General features: G+C 73.3%; 20 protein-coding genes. 5 read left to right on the top strand and 15 right to left on the bottom strand.

What is annotated here, in order from left to right; translation table 11 throughout:
* Positions 1 to 23: 23 nt before the first annotated feature.
* The 3 genes from D7318_RS06040 to D7318_RS06030 all read right to left on the bottom strand — a co-directional run bounded on the left by D7318_RS06040 (position 24) and on the right by D7318_RS06030 (position 4,168).
* On the bottom strand, positions 24 to 977 hold the full coding sequence (locus D7318_RS06040) for a M28 family metallopeptidase (RefSeq protein WP_230423417.1): 954 nt from the start codon (positions 975 to 977) through the stop codon (positions 24 to 26).
* Between the two features lie 105 nt (positions 978 to 1,082).
* On the bottom strand, positions 1,083 to 2,528 hold the full coding sequence (locus D7318_RS06035; RefSeq protein ID WP_120695830.1) for a hypothetical protein: 1,446 nt from the start codon (positions 2,526 to 2,528) through the stop codon (positions 1,083 to 1,085).
* Between the two features lie 92 nt (positions 2,529 to 2,620).
* Positions 2,621 to 4,168: an aldehyde dehydrogenase family protein gene (locus tag D7318_RS06030; protein ID WP_120695829.1), complete on the bottom strand. Its 1,548-nt coding sequence runs from the start codon at positions 4,166 to 4,168 to the stop codon at positions 2,621 to 2,623.
* A 153-nt stretch (positions 4,169 to 4,321) separates the two neighbouring features.
* On the opposite strand from D7318_RS06030, the gene D7318_RS06025 reads away from it, so the two are divergent.
* Entirely contained in the window at positions 4,322 to 5,470 is a 1,149-nt protein-coding gene (locus D7318_RS06025; RefSeq protein WP_120695828.1) for a glycosyltransferase, read from the top strand.
* A gap of 48 nt (positions 5,471 to 5,518) precedes the next feature.
* Here the strand turns inward: D7318_RS06025 and D7318_RS06020 are convergent, their stop codons facing one another.
* The 4 genes from D7318_RS06020 to D7318_RS06005 form a co-directional block, all read right to left on the bottom strand.
* Complete coding sequence (locus D7318_RS06020) at positions 5,519 to 5,773, bottom strand: hypothetical protein (protein ID WP_147437628.1); 255 nt, start codon at positions 5,771 to 5,773, stop codon at positions 5,519 to 5,521.
* On the bottom strand, positions 5,770 to 6,102 hold the full coding sequence (locus D7318_RS06015; RefSeq protein WP_120695826.1) for a hypothetical protein: 333 nt from the start codon (positions 6,100 to 6,102) through the stop codon (positions 5,770 to 5,772). The genes D7318_RS06020 and D7318_RS06015 overlap by 4 nt, the downstream gene beginning before the upstream one ends.
* 107 nt (positions 6,103 to 6,209) lie before the next feature.
* Positions 6,210 to 6,482 carry a hypothetical protein gene (locus tag D7318_RS06010; protein ID WP_120695825.1) on the bottom strand — a complete coding sequence of 91 codons (273 nt, stop codon included), beginning with the start codon at positions 6,480 to 6,482 and terminating at the stop codon, positions 6,210 to 6,212.
* Positions 6,479 to 6,883, bottom strand: a complete 405-nt coding sequence (locus tag D7318_RS06005; RefSeq protein ID WP_147437627.1) for a hypothetical protein — start codon at positions 6,881 to 6,883, stop codon at positions 6,479 to 6,481. Before D7318_RS06005 ends, D7318_RS06010 begins: the two co-directional genes overlap by 4 nt.
* Before the next feature lie 329 nt (positions 6,884 to 7,212).
* On the opposite strand from D7318_RS06005, the gene D7318_RS06000 reads away from it, so the two are divergent.
* From D7318_RS06000 to D7318_RS05990, 3 genes are all read left to right on the top strand, one after another.
* The gene (locus D7318_RS06000) at positions 7,213 to 8,652 is read left to right on the top strand and encodes a helix-turn-helix domain-containing protein (protein WP_120696079.1); all 1,440 of its coding nucleotides are present in this window, start codon (positions 7,213 to 7,215) and stop codon (positions 8,650 to 8,652) included.
* 9 nt (positions 8,653 to 8,661) lie between these two features.
* Entirely contained in the window at positions 8,662 to 9,159 is a 498-nt protein-coding gene (locus D7318_RS05995) for a hypothetical protein (RefSeq protein WP_120695823.1), read from the top strand.
* Positions 9,160 to 9,783: 624 nt separating this feature from the next.
* Entirely contained in the window at positions 9,784 to 10,890 is a 1,107-nt protein-coding gene (locus tag D7318_RS05990; RefSeq protein WP_220729519.1) for a zinc-binding dehydrogenase, read from the top strand.
* A gap of 76 nt (positions 10,891 to 10,966) precedes the next feature.
* Here the strand turns inward: D7318_RS05990 and D7318_RS05985 are convergent, their stop codons facing one another.
* From D7318_RS05985 to gmd, 4 genes are all read right to left on the bottom strand, one after another.
* The gene (locus tag D7318_RS05985; RefSeq protein ID WP_120695822.1) at positions 10,967 to 11,818 is read right to left on the bottom strand and encodes a glycosyltransferase family 2 protein; all 852 of its coding nucleotides are present in this window, start codon (positions 11,816 to 11,818) and stop codon (positions 10,967 to 10,969) included.
* Positions 11,815 to 12,318, bottom strand: coding sequence for a hypothetical protein (locus tag D7318_RS05980; RefSeq protein ID WP_120695821.1), 504 nt, complete (start codon positions 12,316 to 12,318; stop codon positions 11,815 to 11,817). Before D7318_RS05980 ends, D7318_RS05985 begins: the two co-directional genes overlap by 4 nt.
* Positions 12,318 to 15,092, bottom strand: coding sequence for a CBM96 family carbohydrate-binding protein (locus tag D7318_RS05975; protein WP_120695820.1), 2,775 nt, complete (start codon positions 15,090 to 15,092; stop codon positions 12,318 to 12,320). The genes D7318_RS05980 and D7318_RS05975 overlap by 1 nt, the downstream gene beginning before the upstream one ends.
* A 93-nt stretch (positions 15,093 to 15,185) precedes the next feature.
* A complete protein-coding gene (gene gmd, locus D7318_RS05970) occupies positions 15,186 to 16,199 on the bottom strand; it encodes a GDP-mannose 4,6-dehydratase (protein WP_120695819.1) in 1,014 nt (337 codons plus the stop codon).
* 92 nt (positions 16,200 to 16,291) lie between these two features.
* Here gmd and D7318_RS05965 point away from each other — a divergent pair, with 92 nt between their 5' ends.
* Positions 16,292 to 17,260: a GDP-L-fucose synthase family protein gene (locus D7318_RS05965; protein ID WP_120695818.1), complete on the top strand. Its 969-nt coding sequence runs from the start codon at positions 16,292 to 16,294 to the stop codon at positions 17,258 to 17,260.
* Here D7318_RS05965 and D7318_RS05960 read toward each other — a convergent pair.
* From D7318_RS05960 to D7318_RS05945, 4 genes are all read right to left on the bottom strand, one after another.
* Positions 17,257 to 18,765 (bottom strand): exopolysaccharide biosynthesis polyprenyl glycosylphosphotransferase, encoded by a 1,509-nt coding sequence (locus D7318_RS05960; RefSeq protein ID WP_120695817.1) that lies wholly within the window; start codon positions 18,763 to 18,765, stop codon positions 17,257 to 17,259. The genes D7318_RS05965 and D7318_RS05960 overlap by 4 nt on opposite strands.
* 181 nt (positions 18,766 to 18,946) lie before the next feature.
* The gene (locus D7318_RS05955; RefSeq protein WP_120695816.1) at positions 18,947 to 19,834 is read right to left on the bottom strand and encodes a heme ABC transporter ATP-binding protein; all 888 of its coding nucleotides are present in this window, start codon (positions 19,832 to 19,834) and stop codon (positions 18,947 to 18,949) included.
* Positions 19,831 to 20,859 carry a FecCD family ABC transporter permease gene (locus tag D7318_RS05950; protein WP_120696077.1) on the bottom strand — a complete coding sequence of 343 codons (1,029 nt, stop codon included), beginning with the start codon at positions 20,857 to 20,859 and terminating at the stop codon, positions 19,831 to 19,833. Before D7318_RS05950 ends, D7318_RS05955 begins: the two co-directional genes overlap by 4 nt.
* Before the next feature lie 53 nt (positions 20,860 to 20,912).
* Positions 20,913 to 21,947, bottom strand: coding sequence for a heme/hemin ABC transporter substrate-binding protein (locus D7318_RS05945; RefSeq protein WP_120695815.1), 1,035 nt, complete (start codon positions 21,945 to 21,947; stop codon positions 20,913 to 20,915).
* Between the last annotated feature and the right edge of the window lie 44 nt (positions 21,948 to 21,991).

Raw genomic sequence — 21,991 nt, 5'->3', positions numbered from 1 at the left:
CGGGAGCCGGGTCGGGAGCCGGGTCAGGAGCCGAGCTCCCACACGGCGTGCGCGAGCGCGTCCGCGTTGCGGTCGAGCGCCGTCTCGTCGACGTTGGCGAGGTCGTCGCACGCCCGGTGGTAGCACGGGTCGAACGACACGCCCGCGTCGCCGCCCCACAGCTCGGCCTGCGCCGCCGTCTTGGCCTGGCCCGCGCCGGTGAACACGCCGCCGACGGGCACGCCGACCGCGTCGAACGGCGCGTGGTCGGAGCGCCCTCGCACCTCGGAGCTGGCCTGGGTCGTGACCCCCCGCTGGGCGAACCAGTCGGCGAACACCGCCTGGATCTCCGGGTTCTCGTCGTAGACGAAGTAGCCCGCGTTGGGGGAGGCGACCATGTCGGCGTTGAGGTAGCCGGTGAGGGAGGCCAGCTCGTCGGGGGCGAGCGAGTCGACGTAGTGGCGGGAGCCGACCAGGCCGAGCTCCTCCGCGCCCCACCAGGCGAAGCGCAGCCGCCGCTCGGGCGCGAGGCCCGACTCGGCGACGGCCAGGGCGACTTCGAGGACGGCGGCCGAGCCGGAGCCGTTGTCGTTGATGCCGGGGCCCGAGCCGACCGAGTCCAGGTGGGCGCCGGTGAGCAACACGTCGTCGGTGGCGGCCTGCGGCCACTCGGCGATCAGGTTGTGGCCCGTGGTGCCGCCCGCGGTGAACTCCTGCCGCTCGGTGGTGAATCCGGCGGCGTCCAGCTGCTCCTGGATGTGGTCGACGGACGCGGCGTAACCGGGGCGGCCATGCGCGCGGTTGCCGCCGTTGGCATCGGCTATGGCCTCGAAGTCGGCGAGTTGGGCGAGCAGCCGGTCGAGCGCGATGTCGGGGGCGGCCGCGGCGGTGGGGGGCGCGGCGGGGGCCGTGGCGGTCGCGGTCGCCGCGCCGGGGAGCGCGGTGAGGACGAGCGCGGCGGAGAGGGCGGCCAGGACGGCGCGGGAGGGACGAGGCACGGTGGCGACTCCAGGGACGCGGTGGGGGCGCGAACGGACCACGAGCATCGAACGTGTGTCGCCATGCCGTCAAGGGCGGCTCAGGCGGGGAGAGTTGGGGTCCGCTCAGCGCAGCCGCGCGTGGCGGTTCTCGCGCAGCGTGGTCACCAGCAGCAGGCACAGCACCGCGATCCCGATGCGGCCCGACGCCTGGAGCAGGGAGCCGCGCAGCAGGATGAAGCCATACCCCGCCAACAGCGGGACGACCACGGCGAGGACGTTGCCCGGCGAGGGGTCGTCGACCGTTCTGCGCACATAGCGCCGGTCGGTGCGGGCGGCGACGTAGCCGATCCCGAGCATGCCCGCGGTCATGCCCAACGGGCCGAAGTCCAGCCAGAGTTCGGCCCACAGCGGCGAGGAGAGGTTGGCGCTCGTGGTGCCCATCCAGCCGCCCACGAGGAAGCCGGTGTCCTCGGGCTTGCCCTCCCACACACCACGCGGCACGAAGAACAGCGCGGCGCCCGCGACCTGTCGGCCATAGGTGTGCCCGTTGCCGTCGGCGGCGTAGGTGATGGTGTTGGCGAACATGTTGACCTGGTCGTAGTCCTTGACGACCAGCGGCTCGAGCGGGGCGTTGGTCTCCAGGGGCCGCCTGCCGTCCTCGTCGTAGCGGAACCGGTCGGTGAAGGGGAAGACCAGCAGCGCGATCACCACCCCGAGCGCCAGCGACGCCCGGTACATCACGGGGCTGCGCGGGAAGAGCGTGAACAGCAGCGCGAAGAGCACCGTCAGGAACCAGTAACGGGGGTTGGACACGGGGTTGTTGACGATCGCGTTGACCACCAGCAGCCCGGCCCACGGCAGCAGCACCGAGGGCCGCCTGCGCGCCGCCCTCGACGTCACGAGCCACCGCGTGAGGAACAGCAGCGCCAGCAGCGCGGGAACGGTGCCGAAGCCCCGCAGCAGGGCGTTGCCCGCCTCGCCCCCGCCCTCGGCCGCGGAGCCGCCCGTCGCCTCGCTCAGGCTGGCGCTGATCTCCTGGCGGCTGGTGAAGAACACGGCGGGGCCGCCGAGTTGGACGATCAGCAGCCCGCTCGCGGCATACGCGAGCGCCACCAGCAGCCACAGCCGCCCCCGGTGCACGGTGGCGGGCGGCCTGCGCCGCCGCGCCGCGACCGCGGGCCGGTGCCGGGCCAGCAGCGCGCCCACGTCGAACGCCGCCATCCCGCACAGCACGAGCGCGGTGGCCAGCTGGGTGTCCTCGCGCGGCCCGAGCACGGGCGTGGGATCCCGCCCCAGCACGCTCTGCGCGAGCGGCGCGATGCCCATCGCGAGATAGCCGAAGAGCCAGAACACGCCCTGGATCAGCCGCCGTCGGCCGGAGAGCACCATCGCGCACAGCCGCACACCGGCGTAGCACGCGACGACCAGCTGGAGCCAGAACGTGGTGTCCCGCAGCCCCTCGCCCGGCTGCGCCGCGACGGCGAGCGGCAGCACCCCCACGATCCCGCTGATCAGCGGGACCGACAGCGGCCGGGACAGTACCGCCCTGCTGGGCGCCTCAACGGCCACCGGCCCAGTGTAGTCGGGCCGGTGGGCCCTTCCGCGGCCGAGGAGTCCGACGCCGTTGTCGGCCTCCGCGGCGGGGCGCCTCAGGGCCCGGGTCAGGCGGGCAGCAGCGTGTAGTCGGGGTAGTTGCCCGGCAGCCGCTCGGAGTGCGGGCCACGGGTGATCGCGCGCGTCAGCAGGTCGCCGCCGACGAACGCGCCGCGCCACGCGTTGCCGTGCCCGCCGAACGTCTCCTCGCGGTCGCCCCGGGACCGCGGGCGGTTGATCCCGACCTTGAACGCCCGGACCTCCGCGGCCAGTTCGGCGGCCACCGTCTCGTCGTCGCACGACACCGTGGCGACGAGCGCGCCGTTGGACACGTTCATCGCCGACAGCAGCTCGGCCCTCGTGTCGACCACCACGATCGTGTCGATCGGCCCGAACGGCTCGGCGTGGAACAGCGGCGAAGAGCGCGGCGGCGACAGGATCGTCGCGGGCGCCAGATAGGCGGAGGTGTCCTGCCCCGGCAGGAAGCGCCCGCCGTCGAGCGAGCCCCGGTGGATCGGCAGGCCGCCCGCCGCGATCGTGTCACTCGTGAGCCCGGCCAGCTCCTTGGCCTTGGCGTTGTTGATGAGCGGCCCGAAGTCCAGCTCGGGGAAGTCGTCGTCGGGGCGTTCGACGGCCAGCGGGTTGCCGAAGCGCACGTCCTTCACGGCCGCCAGATAGACGTCGAGGAACCGGTCGAGCAGCTCCCGCTGCACCACGAACCGCGGATACGCCGTGCAGCGCTGCTTGCCGTAGTCGAACGTCTTCCTGAGCTGGCCGCCAAGCAGCTCCCAGTCGCTGTACTCCCACACCCCCCACGTGTTGAGGCCCTCCTGCTCCAGCATGTGGCGCCGCCCGGTGCCCGAGAGCGACGCCGCGACGCGCCCACCGGCCGCGCGGCCCCCGACGAACGCGACGCAGCCGAGCAGGTCGGAGCCGACCAGCGCGGGGTTGAGCTCCGCGCCGCCGCCGCTGATCAACGTCACCGGAAGGCCCTCCCTGGCCACGAGCGCCGAGGCCAGGGTGAGGCAGCTCAGTCCGCCGTTGGTGGGCACCTTCGCGATCGCCGCGTTGCCCGCGAGGACCTGCACGAGCACCGCGTGCATCAGGACGCTCATCGGGTAGTTCCAGCTCGCGATGTTCGACACCGGGCCGTCCAGGGCCACCCGGCCCGCCAACTGCCCCTCGCACTCGTCCAGATACCACCGCACGCCGTCGACGCAGCGGTCCACGTCCTGGCAGGCCAGCTTCCACGGCTTGCCGATCTCCCACACCAGCAGCAGCGCCAGCAGGTCGCGGTGCTCGGTCAGCGCGTCGAGCGCCGCGCCCACCCTGGCCCTGCGTTCGGCGAGCGGGACGCGCCGCCATGTCTGGTGCGTGTCGTGGGCGGCGCGCACCGCCTCGTGGCCCTCCCCCGCCGTCAGCAGCGGCGGCCCGGGGACGGGCGTTCCTTCGATGGGGGAGACGGTCGGCTGCGGCATGCCGTCGCGCTGCCACGCTCCCGCCCACAGGTTGCGCACGCGCTCGTCGTCGAACGCCTCGGGCGCCGCCCGCAGACAGCGTTCATAGGTCTCGTTCCACCCCGTGCCGGCCTTCCGAGTCAGTTGCGGAGGTCGCATGATCCATCCTCTCGGGATAACCCAGCGGTCTGAGCCCGACGGTAGCGACGCGGCTTGGGCGCCCCTAAAGGCGGCGTGGAAGGCGCTGCTCGGAGCGCTCGGCGTGCTCGGAGCGCCGCCCCGACGGGCCGCGTCCGGTGGGAGGATGGCGAGGTGAGGATCCTCCAGGTGGTGACGCTCCACACCCCCACCCACGCGTTCGGCGGCCCCACCAGGGTGGCGCTCGGCCAGTGCCGCGGCCTGCGCGAGCGCGGGTGGCGGGCCACGCTCGTCGCGCTCGGCGACGGCTTCCCCTCCCGCGGCGCGCTGCCGCGCGAGGTCGACGGCGTGCCGGTGCGGCTCTTCCAGGCCCGGCACGTGCTGCCCCGCTTCGAGGTCAGCGGCATCACCTCGCCCGCGCTGCTGGCCAGGGCGGGCGCCTACGCGCGCTCCGCCGACGTCGTGCACGTCCATCTGATGCGGGACCTGATCACGCTGCCGTTCGCGCTGGCCGCCGTCGCGGCGGGCACGCCGCTGGTGCTCCAGACGCACGGCATGGTGGATCCCACGGACAAGCCGGTGGCCAAGCTCGTGGACGCCCTTGGCGTGCGGCGCGTGCTGCGCCGGGCCGACGCCGTCCTGTACCTGACCGAGCGCGAGCGCCGCGAGACCGCGGCCGTGGTCGCGCCCGCCCCGATCGGGCCACAGCACCGGCTGGTCAACGGCGTTCCCCCGCAGGCCGAACGGCGCACCCTCGAAGGCCCTCCCACCGTGCTCTACCTCGCGCGCGTGCAGGCGGGCAAGCGGCCCGAGGACTTCGTGGCCGCGATGCCCGCCGTGCTCGAACGGCACCCCGACGCGCGCTTCGTGCTGGCCGGGCCCGACACCGGCGCGCTCGCCGACACCCTCGCGCTGGCCGACGCGCTGGGCGTGCGCGGGGCGCTCGACCAGGTGGGCCCGGTCGAGGGGCGCGACGCGGTGCTCCAACTCCTCCGCTCCGCCCATGTCTTCGTGCTGCCGTCGATCCAGGACGCGTTCTCGGTCTCGGTGCTCGAGGCGATGTCGGTGGGCACGCCGGTCGTGGTGACCGAGACCACGGGACTCGCGCCCGATGTGGCGCGCGCGGGCGCGGGCCGGGTGATCCCCGACGGCTCCGCCGTCGCGTCGGCCGTGCTCGAGCTGCTCGACCCGGCGGCCAACGAGAAGGCGTCGGTCGCGGCGTTCGAGCTGGTGCGCGAGAGCTTCACGCTTGACGGCGTGCTTGACGCGCTGGAGCGGGTGTACGCGGGGGTGCGCGGGGCGGGGATGACGGCGCGGCGGTGATCGGGATGGCATCGGCGCCGCGTCGGTCGGGGTGTGCCCGTGCCTTCGCTACCGTGTTCTCTCGTAACGTCTGGGGCGGGGTGGGATGAAGCCGGGGAGTTGGGAGATGTGGCGGCTGGCCCACAGGACGGTGAAGCAGCCCATGTGGAATGACTCGCCTCCGTGGAAGTGCAGCAGTTTGCCGCCGCTGGCGAGCGCGCTCATGTCGCACACGGTGTAGGGCCGTCCTCCGACGACGAGTTGGTCGCCGAGCTTGACCGTGGTGGCGGTGATCTCGATCGCGACCATCCCGGTGGGGTTCATCGTGCGATCACCGCCAGGGCGATGACGATGACGAGGGCGCAGCCGACGACGACCTGCGCGACGATCTCCGTCCGCGACGGCGGGGGTGGGCGGAGGGCTGTCTCCCAGAAGGAGCGGGGGCGTAAGCCGGGTGGGTCGGCGCGCCAGATGGTGAGGGTGGTGCGGTGGGGCATGACGAACAGGTGGCCCGAGGTGAGCCTCAGCTTGATCCCGCCGTGGACGCGGGTGCGGGTGATGACCTTGAAGTGGCGCTCGCCGATGGTGAGTACGTCCCCGGTGAGGATGGATGCCGTGGTGACCTCGACGCGTCGCACATCCGTCGCGGACATCGCCGCATGTCGCTTCGGCGGGCGCTCGTTGTGCCGGTGGGACGGGGGCCGGAAGAGGAATGGCCAGAAGATGGCGGACTCCGGAAGCTTGTCGTGATGGGTGGGGGTCAGGGGTGGTGGTGCGGCTGCTCGGTCAGGTGCGGCGGGCGGTCGCGTTCGATCTCGTCGGCGCGGGCCATGGCGTACAGGCGGCGCACGCAGCGAGGGCAGGCGTAGGCGGGTGCGGTGGCGATCCCGTTCGGCCCTGCGATGGAGACGGGCCCGATCCAGATGACCGGCTGAATGACCTGCGGGTCGCAGCCGAGCCAGCAGCGGCCGTTGACGGGCCGGTCGTTGCCTCGGTCGGGGTCGCGGAGGGAGAAATCGATCGCGCCGTTCACCGTGGTTCCCGAACGGTGCCGCTTTCCTGCCGGGCGGCCTCCCGCAGCCGTGCGACGGCGGCGCGGGCGGCGTCGTGGGCGGCGTGCCGCTGGTCGGCGTCGAGCGTGCGGTCCTTCGTGCGGGCCACGGCGGCCAGCAGCCGACCGATCGGGGCGGCGAGCACGGGGGACTCGCCCAACGGCGCGAGCGTGGCGACCAGTTCACCCGGAACGATCTCCGGGTACGTCAGCCGTGACCCGTCGTGGCGCAGCGGGTGGAAGACGAGCGGGATCAGCCGCTCACGCGCCAGGCAGCGCGCGCACGCGCGATGCGTCCACCCGCCACCCGACCCGGCATGGTGCACCGCCACCACGGTCAACGGCGGCATCGTCGTCCCGCACGACGCACAGCGTTCGCTCACGACCCACCGCCCGAACCCACGTGGGCGGCGCGGTCGCGCACCCGCTCCGGGCAGCCCAGACACAGAGCAAGCGGCACCGCGGGCGGACAATCCCGCCCAACAATCACCGTCATCGGCTCGTCATCGGACAACGGCGGCGGCGCGGGCTCGGGCGGGGGCGTGCGGGGGGTAAGACCAGCCATGGCTGTTCTCCTCGGATGGTTGATATACCGAGGCTCCCGCCAGATCGACGATTCGGGGATGACCGGCAGGGGTTACTGAGACGGTAATAGACTGCGCGCGCAGGGAGAGTGACTATCAGTTACGCGCTGCCTTGGGAGGTGGCCACCGTGGACGCGACCCACAGCCTCGTCAGCCCGGACTTGTTGGAACGGGAGGACTTACGACGTGCCCTCGCCGAGCACGACTTCGCGGCTGCCTTCTCCCTGCTCAAAAAGTACGGCGGCCTGAGTCAGAACAGACTCGCGGCGGCCTGCCGACTCACCCCTGGCAAGGTCTCCACCATCATCAAGGGCACCCATCAGGTGACCTCATACGACGTCATCGCCCGCATCGCTGATGGACTCCGCATCCCTGGACAGCTCCTCGGCCTCGCTGCACGGCCGTGGGAGACTCCTCGCAGCGACGGCCCGGTGGAGGCGCCATCGCCTCACCGAGACCTGACGTCGTCTCCCTGGACACCGGCCGCAGCAGTCACCGCCGCAGCCCGTATGACGAGGACCGACCTGGTGATAGACCGACGCACCGCATCCCGCGCACTCACCACGATCACCGTGGGCGCTCCCCTTCTCGACGCCCTCGAAGGCTGGCTTCACACCACTCCCGCAGGCGAGGGGCGACGAGTCGGCCGCCTCGGCACCCGCGAGGTAACGCAACTTGAGAAGACCGCGCGGCTGATGCGGCAGTGGGACCACCACGTCGGGGGAGGGCTCCGACGCCGGGCGGTCCTCGGCCAGCTCGCCGAGGTGACCGAGGCGCTCGGTGAGCACCAGACGGCGGCAGTTGAGCGCCGCTTGTTCTGCGTGCTGGCAGACCTCGCGGGCACTGCGGCGGGCATGGCGTGGGACAGCGGGCTGCACCGGACCGCGCAGGACTACTACCGCCTCGCCCTGCGGGCCGCGCACGCGGGCGGCGACCGGGCGTTCGGGGCAAACATCCTCGCTGGCATGGCGCGGCAGATGCTCTATCCCGACCAAGACCGGCCCCAGGATGCGCTTGAACTCGTTCGTCTCGCGCAGCAAGAAGCAAGACTCGCGGCCCGGGTTCGATCCCTGCTGCATGCACGTGAGGCGTGGGCCTACGCGTCTTTGGGACGACCCGCGGCATTCCACCGCGCGGCGGACCAGGCGTCGGCCACACTGGCTGAGGCGGGCCCCGTCGAGGAAGACCCGTACTGGATCCGGTACTTCGGCCCAGCCGAACTGGCGGGCACCATGGGGAATCGGCTGTTGGGCCTGGCGCGGCATGAGCCGGGTCGTTATACGGAGGCCGCGATCGAGCGGATTGGGGCTGCGGTTGAGCTGCGCGGCACCGAGGCCGCCCGCAGCCACGCCCTCGACTGGGCCGGGCTGGCCGAGTGCTCGTGGCTCCTCGGAGACATCCGCAGCGCCGTGGACAGGACTCACCGGGCCATCGAGGTGGCCCGGCTCACCGAATCCAAGAAGGTACGCGTCAAGCTGGGGCGGCTGTACCCCTACACCGTAGGCCACACTGCGAACATCGCCGTGCGCGAGGCCCGGCACGACCTCCGCGAACTGCTGACCACCTGAGAGGAACAGATGACCACCATCGCCGTCACCGGCCACATGGACCTCACAGAGGAGAGCGTCCCCGTGATCAGGGCCGCGCTGCAAGGGGTACTCGCTGTCCACTCCCCGGAGGAACTGGTGGGGGTCTCCTGTATCGCCGCTGGCGCCGACGCCCTGTTCGCCGAGGCCATCCTGAGCGCGGGCGGGCGCTTGGTGGTGATCATCCCCTCGCGTGACTACCGTGGCGAGAAGGTGAAGCCAGAGCACGCGGAGACCTTCGACAGATTGGTGGAGGCCGCGGTGGAGGTCCACACCGTGCCCCACGAGACCGCGAATCGCGCCGCCTACGAAGCCGCGAACAAGGAACTGCTGCGCCGCGCCGACCGCCTCGTCGCGGTGTGGGATGGGTCGCCGCCGAGCGGCAAGGGCGGTGGTACGGCTGACGTGGTCATCGAGGCGCGTGAGGCGGGGCTGCCCGTTGATGTCGTGTGGCCTGTCGGCGCAGCACGGCGCACACAGAGGTCATGACGAAGCGCCCCCGCCCGCGACCCGGCTCGCGCGCGGGGGCGTTGAACGTCCGCCGCCGTCACGCGGCGGCGGCCTCTCGCCACCGGGGTGTCGCACCGGTGGAGCGCTGTGCGGGATCATCCCCGCGCCTGCGGGGAGCGCTTCTCGCCGAGGACGTTGTGGCGGCCAATGCCGGGACCACCCCCGCGCCTGCGGGGAGCACGACTGGGCACCCGGTCTCGCCGTCGCCCATGAGGGACCACCCCCGCGCCTGCGGGGAGCACGCTTCCTGACCTGCCCGGATTCCTGGGGCAAGGCGCGGAATGCATCACTACGGATGCTAGCGAGCGGGGCCTTGGGCCGTGCGGGAGAACGCAGAAAGCGCCCGTTCACCGCGCCCCCGGGGGAGCGCCGTGGACGGGGGCGGTTCAGCGGATGGGCGGCCAGACCCGATGCGGCGCCCGCGGCACGGGCCAGGGCCGCGACGGTGGGCAGCGGCCACCGGTTGCGCTGCGCGGGCTGGCCCGCCATCGACCTCGACACGGTACTCCCGAGTGCGCGCCGGGGAACTGCGAACAGCCCCTCCGTCACCTCGGGTTCTACGATGAGGACGTCACAGCAGACGTCAACAGACAGGAATCCCCGGTGATATCCGCGGTCGTCATGCCCGGGCCCGAGGCGCCACTGGAGCGGCGGGAGTTCTCGTGGCCCGAGCTCGAGCCCGGCGCGATCCTGTTGCGGACCCTCGGCAGCGAGGTGTGCGGCACGGACACCCATCTGTGGAAGGGCCAGCTCGCGGGCGTGCCCTACCCGATCATTCCGGGTCATGTCAGCGTCGGACGGATCGCCGCGCTCGGCCCCGCGGACGCGACGGGGAAGGTTCCCGAGGACGTGTCGGGAGCGCCCCTTGAAGTGGGGCAGGTGGTGACGTTCCTGGATGTGTACGGGACCTGCGGGCGCTGCTGGTACTGCACCGTCGGCCACGCCACCACCCGCTGCCCGGCACGGAAGGTGTACGGGGTCACGCTGTCGGCCGACGACGGCCTCCTGGGGGGATGGGCGGAGTACATCCATCTCAGGCCGGGCGTTCATGTGATTCCCCTGCCCGACGAGCTGGACTGGCGCGCGTTCCTCTCCGGTGGCTGTGGCATGCCGACGGCGCTGCACGCGGTGACTCTCGGCGAGATCGCCTTCGGTGACACGGTCGTCATCCAGGGCGCGGGACCTGTGGGCCAGTGCGCCGCCGTGCTCGCCCAGCTGCGGGGAGCCGGATCGGTGATCGTCATCGGAGGGCCGAAGGCCAGGCTGGACGCGGCGACCCGGTTCGGCGCGGACGCCGTCATCGACATCGGTACCACGACGCCCGCGGCCCGGCACGCGGCGATCCTGGAGGCGACCGGCGGACGCGGAGCCGATGTCACGATCGAGGCGACCGGGGTGCCGTCCGCGGTCCCCGAGGGCATGCGGCTGACCCGGGACGCGGGTCGCTACGTCGTCGTCGGCCAGTACACCAACGCCGGTGAAGCGGCCTTCAACCCCCACCTCGACCTCAACCAGAAGCACTTGGACATCCGCGGCTGCTGGGGCAGCGACGTCGGGCACATGTACCGCGCGGTCCAGGTGATGGCGCGCTACCGACGGCAGTTCCCGTGGACCGACCTCATCAGCAGGGAGTACGGCCTCGACGAGGCGCAGACCGCGCTCGAGGACGTCGCCGCGCAGCGCGTGGTGAAGGCACTCATCGTCCCCTGACCCGGCACGCCGCCACCACCACCCGGCCCGCCACCACCCCCCGCCGCGGCCCGCCGCCCCGACGCCGAGCCGCCGTTCAGCCTCCGTTCCCGCCGCGGGCGGCGGCCCGCCCCGCCTCGCGGGCCTTCACGCCGATCTGCCAGCGGTAGAAGCTCATCGCCAGCGCGTAGTCCCAGCCCGCGCGCCCGTCGAGGAAGCCCAGGCGGTAGACGTACGCGTAGCCGAACGACAGCAGCGGCTTGAACGGCGCGCGGTGGAAGAGCTGGCCCTGGCGGGTCTTGGCCGTGCGGATCTCCTCGCGCACCTCGGGGTGCGCCTCGAGCCATGCCTCCCAGTCCGAGTAGCGGTTGTGCCGCTCGAACCATGTGCGCACCGGGTCGAGATCGAGGTGCTCGATCGGCCCGCGCAGCCGGTGCACCGGGTCGGCGAGCGGCTGGTAGTGGCCCTCCTGCTCGCCCATGCCGGGCGCGGCCAGGTCGTCGGGCTCGGGGAAGCGGGCCCTGGTGCGATCGAGCAGGGCCCGCTTCACGATCGTGTGGCCATGGCGCAGCCGCTGCCCCGCGAACCAGTAGCGCAGCGGGATGTCGAACGCCGCCGGGCGGATCGGGCGGCCGTCGAGGAAGATCCGGCGCAGCTCGAGGAGGAGCTGGCCGCTGGGCGTCTCGTCGCCGTCGAGGAACAGCAGCCACGGGATGTCGGTGCGTATGTGGTCGAGGCACCACTGCTTCTTCTTGGGGTACGCGCCGTCCCACGCGTAGGGGACGACCTCCGCGCCCTCGGCCTCGGCCAGCGCCCGCGTGTCGTCGGTGCTGTCGGAGTCCACCACGACGACGGCGGCGAAGTGGCCGATGGCCGAACGCACCGTGCTGGCGATGTTGGCGGCTTCGTTCTTCGTGGGGATCGCCACCACGATCGGCAGTCGCGTCACTGTTCTCCTCGCGCTTCGGTCAGCAACTCGGCGTATTCGGGGCACAGGTGCTCGACGGCGGGCTCCGCGTCCGGGATCTCGCCGTCGCGCAGCGCCGCGACGGCCGCTTCGCGGTCGTGGCGCTCCAGATAGCCGATCCGGTCGCAGGCCTCGGCCCCGAGGTCGAGGATGGCCCCCGGGTCCACCCCCTCGGGCACCCGATCGGTGAGATACCCCTGCTGCTCCTCGCTGAACTCCCCCTCGGGAGGCGTGAGTTCGTCGGTGGGCACGGTCTCGTCCGGGATGCCGTCGTCCGCCTCCTCCTGCTCGTCCTCGGGCGCGGGCCCGGGCGCCGCCCCATCGGACGCGGAGGCCGAGGCGGGCGCCGTCGGGGCCGCGCCGTCATCCCCGTCCCCGTCGCCCCCGCCCCCGTCCCCGCCGCCGCACGCGGTCAGGGCGAGGGCGGCGGCGAACACGACGGCGAGCAGGGGGGCGAGCAGCGGGGCGCGGCGGCGCCGCATCAGGGCGCCCCGAACGTCAGCAGCAGCTGCGGCCGATTCCCCGCGGCCGCCGCCTCGTCCGCCCACAGCCACAGGCTGTCGGTCCCGGTGCCGGTGAGCGCCACGTCGAACGTTCCGCCCAGCGCGCCCTCCACCGTCCCGAGGTCGAGCGGGACGCTGTGCGCGCCGCCGAGCGCCGCGGGCGCGCTCAGCGTGCCGAGCACCTCGGCGCCCAGGGCCGGGCGGGTCGCGTAGGTGGTGCCGGTCTCCGTCCACGCGCCGGTGATCGGGCGGACCGAGAAGTCGTCGAGCGACCCGGCGGCCGCGTCGTTGCTCACCCGCACCCGCAGCGCCGCCGCCTTGAGCACCTGGCCCGGCGGCGCCTCGGGCAGGTCGAACGCCAGATAGCTCTCGTAGGCCGGGGTGCCGCGCACGGCGAGCTGCTGGTGGGTGCCGTGATTGGCGTTCACCGCCGCGCCGTTGACATAGGTGTCGGCGGTGGGCGCGAGCGCGGTCACCGTGTCCGTCGGGATCGACGCCGCGTCGTGGTGCGCGGCGACGCGGGCGGCCGACAGCTGCGCGGGGTAGATCGCGGTGGCGTCCTGGCGCCCCGCGAAATAGTCGCTGGCCGGGCGGTTGGGCCAGCCGGAGAGGCTGTCGCCGCCCGTGCGCCAGTACCCGCTGACGCTGCGCGCCGCCGTCACCACGCCATTGGCCGCGACCTGCTCGCCGTCGACATAGAGCCGCATGCCGTTCGCCCCGACGGACGCGGCGACATGGTGCCACTCGCCGTCGTTGAACGACTGGGCGCTGGTGATCGTCCGGTAGGTGTTGGTGTAGACGCCGAATGTGAGGCGGCCGTCGTTGAGCATGTAGACGTTGTGGTCGCGCCGGGAGCTGAGCTCGAGGATGCGGTCGCCCATGCCGATCAGCTTGCCGCCGCGCGTGGTCGTGGTGTTGAACCACGTCTCGACCGTGTAGCGCGTCATGCCCGCGTAGGCGCGGTCGCTGTAGGTGTAGGAGTCGGTGCCGTCGTAGCCCACGGCCGCGGCGGCTGGCCCCGGCACGGCTGGCGGGGTGGTGCCGCGCTGGGGGCCGCCGCGGTGGATGCCGTTGCCGCCGTTGCCCGAGGCGTCCGACGCGAAGTTCCCTGCCGTCTCGTCGTAGTTCCAGAAGATCACCGGGTCGTCGGCGAGGACGGCGTCCGCGTAGGGCTGTCCACCGCTGGCCACCGTCACGCTCACCGGGGGTGACAGCGCGCTGGTGTTCCCGGCGCCGTCGGTGGCGGTCAGCCGGTAGCTATGGGTCTCCCCGGCCGCCACATCCGGGTCGGACCAGGTGAGTTGGGGCTTGCGCCAGGGCAGGGACGAGCCCTCGACGGTGTGCACCGGCTGGCTCCCGCCGTTCCGGTAGACGCGGTAGGTCAGCAGGCTGTCGTCCAGGTCGAGGCTGGGCGCCCATGTGACGTCGACGCGGTCGGCCGCCGGGCTCGCGGCGTGCGCCTCGGGGACCGTGGGCGCGCCCGTGTCGGGGCCCGTGGCGAAGCGCGTCAGGCCCCACTGCGGCTGCCCGTTGACCGTGGTGAAGCCGCCGCCCACCCACATGAACTCGCGGTCGTCCGTGGGGTGTTCGCCCGCCACGGTCATCACACGCGGGCCGAGCTGCTCGCCGAGGCCGTCGTTGGTGTTCGGGAACCAGCCCAGCAGCTCGGGGTCGTGCACCGACTGCGCCAGCAGGTGGTAGCGCGCCTGGTTCGGGAAGGCGCCCATGCTGGAGCAGTCGTGGGCGTGGTGGCCGCTGTAGAGCACCTCGTCGTGCACGGCCACGGCCTGGGTGGCGCCCAGGCAGGTGTCGCGCCACTTCTGGTCGAACGTCTCCAGGTCGAGCGCGATGCGCCCGTCGAAGCCGCCGGTGCCCTCGTTGGCCGTGTAGAAGCCGTTCGCGTCCACCACGAGGTCCTGCACGGTGGATCTTGACTCGATGAACGGCAGGGGATAGGTGCGGACGTTGGCGCCCGTGTCGGCGTCCACGACCGCGAGGGCGTGGGAGTCGGCGCCGTTGATCTCGAAGAAGTCGCCGCCGAGGATGACGTGTTCGCCGTCGGGGGTCAGGGCGATGGCCTTGCCGATCTCGTCGCCGTCGGCCCGCCAGCCCTGCACGGCGCCCGCGGTGTCGACCGCGCCGAAGCGGGCCCTGGCGGTGCCGTTGAGCTGGGTGAAGTCCCCGCCCAGATAGACCCGTTCGTCGCTGGCCTCGATGGCGCGGACGATGCCGTTGGCCGCGACGGGGAACGGCAGCCGCGCGCACCCTTCGCCCAGGTCGAACGCCGCGACGCTGCTGGCCCCCACGCCGTTGACCGAGCCGAACGTGCCGCCCGCGTACAGCGTCTGCCCGTCGGGCGAGACGGCGAGGGAGCGGACGGTCGCGGTGCCCGAGCCCACGGTGAACGACAGGTCGCAGTCCACGGGCGCGCCCGTGGCGGCGTCGAGGGCCACGAAGTTGGCGGCGGGGACCTCCTGGGTGCCCGAAGCGGCGCCGGGCGGGCGGACCGTGGAGAACGTGCCGCCGACGTAGACCACGCCGTTCGCCTCGGCGAGGGCGTAGACGATGCCGTTGGTCTGCCACGTCGGCAGGTCGTCCGCGGTCATCGTCAGCGGGGGCGTCAACGCCCGCGCCTGGGGCGCCGAAGGGCCCCCCGTCCCGGCGAGCAGCCCCGCCGTCAGCGCCAGCACGGCGCCGAGCGCCCCACCGCGCACGCGCCACGCGCGTCTCGCCCGTCCCGATCCCGTGCTCATCGCCCCACCATTTCCCGAACTCCCTGCCTTCGCCCTCTGTTTCGACCACTTGGCGCCGCCTCTGGTTGCGCGCGGGGGCCACGCGGCCTGAACTCACCGGTCGATGCGCACCCGGGCGCCGCTCAACTCGGCGTCGAGCGCCGCCACATCGGCCTCCACCATCAGCCCGGCCAGCTCCTTCCAGTGCACCGAGGGCTGCCAGCCGAGCAGCTCACGGGCCTTCGTCGCGTCGCCCACCAACGCGTCCACCTCGCTGGGGCGTTCGTACTTCGGGTCGAAGCGCACATGCTCCGCCCAGTCGAGCCCGCCCGCCGCGAACGCCGCCTCGAGGAAGTCCCGCACGGTGGCGGGCACCCCGGTGGCGACGACGTAGTCGTCGGGCTCGTCCCGCTGGAGCATGCGCCACATCGCCTCGACATACTCGGGCGCGTAGCCCCAGTCCCGCACCGCGTCCAGATTGCCCAGGTAGAGGCGGTCCTGGAGCCCGGCCCTGATCCGGGCGACCGCCCTGCTGATCTTGCGGGTGACGAACGTCTCCCCGCGGCGCGGCGACTCATGGTTGAACAGGATCCCGTTCACCGCGAACAGGCCGTAGGCCTCCCGGTAGTTCACGGTCGACCAGTAGCTGAACACCTTGGCGCAGCCGTACGGGCTGCGCGGGTGGAACGGGGTGCGCTCGTGCTGTGGCGGCGGCGCCGCGCCGAACATCTCGGACGACGACGCCTGGTAGATGCGGGTGTCCACGCCGCTCGCCCTGATCGCCTCGAGCAGCCGCACGGTGCCGAGGCCCGTGACGTCCCCGGTGTACAGCGGCGCGTCGAACGACACCCGCACATGCGACTGCGCGCCCAGGTTGTAGACCTCGTCGGGCCGGGTCTCGCGCAGCAGGTTCACCAGCGCCACCCCGTCGGTCAGGTCGGCGTGGTGGAGCACCAGGGTGCGCGCGGGGTCCTGCGGGCCCTGGTAGATGTGGTCGATCCGCTCGGTGTTGAACGACGAGGAGCGCCGCACCAGGCCGTGCACCGTGTAGCCCTTGGCCATCAGCAACTCCGCGAGATAGGAGCCGTCCTGGCCCGTCACCCCGGTGATCAACGCGGTCTTGCCCATGGAGGATCCCCTTCCGAGAGGTCGGTACGGACGGTGGGGCGGACGGTGGAACGCGCCATGCCCCGTGGCGCGCCCTGGCACAATCGCGTCGCATGACGACGCTGCTCGATCCCGACGCCCGGATCTTCGTCGCGGGCCACCGGGGCCTGGCCGGATCCGCCATCGCCCGCGTCCTGGCGGACGCCGGTCACGAGGTGCTGACCAGGACCAGGGACGAACTCGACCTGCGCGACGCGGAGGCGACCGGCGCGTTCCTGCGCGAGGCGCGCCCCGACGCCGTGGTGCTCGCCGCGGCGACGGTGGGCGGCATCATGGCCAACCACACGCGCCCGGTGCCGTTCCTCGAGGACAACCTCAGGATCCAGCTCAGCGTGATCGCGGGCGCGCACGCCGCGGACGTCAACAGACTGCTGTTCCTGGGGTCTTCGTGCATCTATCCCAGGCTCGCCCCGCAGCCGATCCCCGAAGAGGCGCTGCTGACCGGGCCGTTGGAGCCGACCAACGAGCCCTACGCCCTGGCGAAGATCGCGGGCATCTCCCAGGTCCGCTCGTACCGGCGGCAGTTCGGGCGGGCGTACATCGCGGCGATGCCCACCAACCTCTACGGCCCGCGCGACACGTTCGACCCCGAGACCTCGCACGTGCTGCCCGCCCTCATCCGCCGCCTGCACGAGGCGAAGGAGGCGGGCCGCGACGAGGTGGTCCTGTGGGGCACGGGGACGCCGCGCCGTGAGTTCCTGCACAGCTCCGACCTGGCCCGCGCGTGCCTCCTGCTGCTGCGCTCCTACGACGGCGAGACGGCGGTCAACGTCGGCTGCGGCGAGGACGTCACCATCGCCGAGCTGGCCGCGACGGTCGCCGACGCGGTCGGCTGGACCGGCCGGATCGCCTGGGACCCGACCAAGCCGGACGGCACCCCGCGCAAGCTGCTCGACACCACCAGGCTGCGCGCCCTCGGCTTCGTCCCGCGGACGCCGCTGGCGCGCGGCATCCGCGAGACATACGCGTGGTGGCTCGGCGAGGGCGCGGCCCCCCGCGGGGAGGGGGCGACCCGGCACTAGTACGCCCCGCGGCCGTCGACGACCGCGCGCAGGGTGCGCGCGAGCACGTCGAGGTCGCCGGTGACCGACCAGTTGTCCGCGTAGTGCAGGTCGAGCGCGAGGCCCTCGTCCCACGACAGCTCCGAGCGCCCGCTGATCTGCCAGGGCCCGGTCAGCCCCGGCTTGACCCCGAGGCGGCGCAGCTCGACCGCGCCGTATCTGGCGACCTCCTCGGGCAGCGGCGGGCGGGGGCCGACGAGCGCCATCTGCCCGCGCAGGACGTTGAACAGCTGGGGCAGCTCGTCGAGCGACGAGCGGCGCAGCAGCCGCCCCAGCCGGGTGACGCGCGGGTCGCCGCGCATCTTGAACAGCGGCCCCGCGGTGTGGTCGTTGGCCGACTCGAGCTCGGGGCGCCGCAGCTCGGCGTCCGGGACCATCGTGCGGAACTTCCACAGGGTGAACGGCGTGCCCCGGTGCCCGATCCGGGTCTGCCGGTAGAGCACGGGCCCGCGCGAATCGAGGCGCACGGCCGTGGCGACCAGCGCGAGCAGCGGCGCGAGCGCCAGGAGCGCGACCCCGGCGGCCGCGCGGTCCAGGACGGCCTTCACGAGGGGTTGCGCGCCCCGGCGCAGCGGGGGCGCGACATGCAGGAGGGTGAGCCCCGCGGCCGAGGAGACGGAGAGCCGCCGCCGCGCCACCTCCGTGAGCCCCGACGCGACGGCCAGCGGGATCCCCGCGTCCTGCACGGCCCACGTCAGCCGCCGCAGCCGCTCGCCGCCGAGCACGGGTCCCGGGATGACCAGCACGAGGTCGGCGTCCTGCCGCCTGGCGGCGGCCAGGACGGTCGTCCCGTCCTGGCCGTCGGGTATCAGGTCGGGGACCGCGGGGACGCGCTCGGGGCACGAGGCGTCCAGGCGGCCCAGCTCGGGGATGCCGCAGTCGGTGGCGCCGGGGCCCGCGAGCACGGTGCCCACCACGACATACGCGTGGTCGGTGCGGGCGGCGAGGCGCGCGGCCACGTCGTCCACGGGCCCGGGCTCGCCGATCAGCAGCACGCGCCGCAGCGCCTGCGCCTGATGCCGTTGCCCCGTCAGATGGTGGTGGATCAGGGCGCATGTCACCCCGGTGATCAGGGGGGCGGGCGCCAGGGCGACGAGGGCGGAGCCCACGGCCGAGCTCTCGCCGGTGAGGGCCCGCAGCCCGGCCAGCACGCCGAGGAGGACGAGCCAGTCGTGCGCGGCGGCGAGCAGGCCCCGGGTCTCGCCGAGGTTGCCGCGGAGGTAACGGCGGTGGCCCGCGCGGATGGTGAGCCAGCACAGCCCCGCGGTGGCCGCGGCGGCCAGCGGGCGGGGCTCGGGGGCCAGCGCGTAGACGGTCAGGACGGGGACGAACACGCCCGAGGCGTCGGCGGTGACGGCGACGGGCGCGTACCAGCGAGCGGTGTCACGGTGGGGTAGGGAGCGCCGACCGACCACGGATGGTCTTCGGATGCCCCCATAGCGCGACGATGCCTGTGAATGACGCATGAACCCCCCAAGGTCTGATGCGGCAACACTGCGGAGATTGCGTGAATTACGTGAAGGAGCGGAGCGACAAAGAAGGCGCGCCTTCATCTCCCCGTGAGTGCGCGCCCTGCCGCTGGAAAAGGGTAGGGCATCCCACTGTCGTTCGGCGGCTGTTCGCGGGAACTTTCCGAAATCGCCAGGTTCAGGGGGCTGGTCTTCCAGGGCGTCTGGGCACCACCAGGCGGGCGCCCGTGCGGGGGTGGGGGAGCACCTCGACCGGGTGCTGGTAGACGGCGCTCAGCAGCTCCTCGGTCAGCACACCGTCGGGCGGCCCCTCGGCGGCGATCCGCCCGCCGTCGAGCACCGCGGCGCGGTCCGCCCACGCGGCGGCGAGGCCGAGGTCGTGCAGCACGACGACCACGCCGGGGCCCCGCGCCGCCCGCTCGCGGCAGACCCGGAGCACCAGCTCCTGGTGGCGCAGGTCGAGCGCGGCCGTCGGCTCGTCGAGCAGCAGCAGCGGCGCCCGTTGCGCCAGGACCCTGGCCAGCGCGACGCGGGCGCGCTCGCCCCCCGAGAGCGCGGCGAACGGGCGGTCGTGGAACGCGACGACCTCCGCGTCCTCCATCGCCTCGGCCACGGCCGCGTCGTCCTCCTCCCGCGCCGGCGTGCGAGCCCAGGGCGCACGCCCCATGCGCACCACCTCGGCCACGGTGAAGGGAAAGGCCAGCGTGGATATTTGCGGAAGCACAGCGCGGCGCAGGGCCAACTCGGGCGCGCGCCAGGCGTGCGCCGGGCGCCCCTCGATGGTCACCTCCCCCTCGGCGGGGGGCAGGTCGGCGGCGAGCGCGGCCAGCAGCGTGGACTTGCCCGCGCCGTTGGGCCCGACGAGCGCCAGCACCTCGCCCGCCGCGACGCCCAGGTCGACGCCGTCGAGCACCGTGCGCCTCCCCAGGCGCACGGTGAGTCCCTTCGCGGTGGCCAGCGTCAGCCCCGGCACGGGGGCGTCGGGCAGCCGCGGGCCACCCCCGGCGAGCGCCCGGGCCAGCCGCCGCCGCAGGCCGGTCCCGCCCGTGCCCTGCACGCCGCTCATGCCCAACCCCCTTGCCTGCGGCGGGTCCTCATCAGCAGCCAGAAGAAGAACGGGCTGCCCACGAGCGCCGTCAGCACCCCGAGCGGCAGCTCGGCCGGTTGCACCGCGGTGCGCGCCACCAGGTCGGCGGTCAGCAGCACGAGCGCGCCGGCGAGCGCGCTGCCCGGCACCAGGAAGCGGTGCCCGGGGCCCGCCGCCATCCGCAGCAGGTGCGGGACGACGAGGCCGACGAACGTGATGACGCCCGCCACCGCGACCGCGGCCGCCGTGAGCAGGGCCACCACCAGGATCAGCGCGAGCCGCAGCCGTTCGACGTCCACGCCCAGGTGGCGCGCGGGTCGCTCGCCCAGCGCGAGCAGGTCGAGGCGCCGGGCGTACGCCGGCGCGATCAGCAGCCCGGCGATGGCGCACGGCAGCACCGCGAGCACCTTGGGCCACGTCGCCTGGGAGAGCGAGCCGAGCTGCCAGAAGGTGATCTGGGTGATCTGCGCGTTGTCGGCGAGGAACACGAAGAGCCCGATCAGCGCGCCCGCGAAGGCGTTGACGGCGATGCCCGTGAGGATGAGCGTCACCACCTCGGTGCGCCCGCCCGCGCGCGACAGCGCATACACCACCACGACCGTCACCAGACCCGTCGCGAACGCGAAGACGGTGACGGTCCACGTGCCCAGGAACGTCCAGCCGAACGCGATCGCCGCCACCGCCCCCACGGCCGCCCCCGACGAGATGCCGATCACCCCTGGCTCGGCCAGCGGGTTGCCGAACACCCCCTGCATGAGCGCGCCCGCGCAGCCGAGCGACGCCCCCACGAGCAGCGCGAGCACCACGCGGGGGAACCGCACGTCCCACAGCACGCTCTCGCCCACCCGGTCCAGCTCCGCGCCCCCGAGCCCCACCCGGTGCAGCACCGAGCCGAGCACGTCGCCCGGCGGGATCGGGTACGCGCCCGTCGCGGCCGACACCAGGGCGAGCACCGCGAGGGCCGCCGCGAGCCCGGCCGCGAGGAGCGGGGTCCGCCGCGCCATGGCCCGTTCCGCCGCGCCCCGACCCGCCTCCCGCGTGGGCCTGGTGGCGGTGCTCACGCGCCGCCCTCGTGCAGCTGCGCGGCGAGCGAGGCGAGCACCTGGTCGGTGCGCGGGCCGTAGTTCAGCAGGACGCCGTCGTCGATGTGCGCCACGCGGCGGTCAAGCCCTGCGGGGGTCTGCGCGATGCCGGGGATCTCGAGCAACCCGTCGACGCCGCCGACGGATTCGAGTCCCTTGGTCATGACGAGGATCACATCGGGCGCGGCGGCGGCCAGCGCCTCGCTCGTGATCGGCGTGAAGTCGCCCGTGAGCCCCGACTCGACGCCCGCGTCGCTGCCGCCCGCCGCCTCGATGAGCGACGTGGCCCCCGACTCGGGACCGCCGAGCAGATAGACCGAGGCGGAGCCGCGCAGATAAAGGAACGCCACCCGCGGCCGGTCGCCGGTCTCGGGGATCCCGCCCTGCGCGGCCCCGATGCGCTCGGCGGTGCGCTCGGCCAGCTCCCCGCCCGCGGCCTCGACGCCCAGCGCCTCGGCCACCGCGTCGACGCGCGGCCCGATGTCGTCGAGGGACAGGGCGGGTTCGAGCACGAGCAGCGGGACGCCCGCCGCCCTGATCTGGTCGACGGCCTCGTCGGGTCCCGTGGTGGACTCGGCCAGCACCACATCGGGCCTGAGCGACAGCACGCCCTCGGCCGAGACGTCGTGCCCACGCGTGATCAGCGGGAGGTCCGCGGCCTGTTCGAACGTGGCGGTCACGTCGCGGGCCACCACCCGGTCGCCGAGGCCGAGGGAGAACACGATCTCGGAGAGCGACCCGGAGAGCGGAACGATCCGCTCGGCCGACGCCACCGTCACCTCGTCGCCGTCGGCCGAGGCGACCGTGACCGGCAACTCGGGCTCCGGCGGCGGCCCTTCGAGCGGCTCCACCCGATCGGGCGGCGCCTCGGCCGAGTTCGCCGAGGCCCCGGGCTCCTCGCCGCCCGACGAGGAGCCGTCGGAGCCCGCGCACCCGCCGAGCACGAGGACAAGCGCGAGCAGCGGGGCGAGCGTTGCGAGCGGACCTGCGGATCTGAGCCGGTGCGCCACGATGCGTCCACCTCTTTCGGGGGTGCGGGCTGGACCGCGGATGA

The sequence above is a fragment of the Streptomyces radicis genome (assembly GCF_003626575.1).
GTDB classification, from domain to species: domain Bacteria; phylum Actinomycetota; class Actinomycetes; order Streptomycetales; family Streptomycetaceae; genus Streptomyces; species Streptomyces radicis.
Note: the sequence above shows the minus strand (reverse complement) of the source record. Positions and strands in the feature narration are given on the sequence as shown.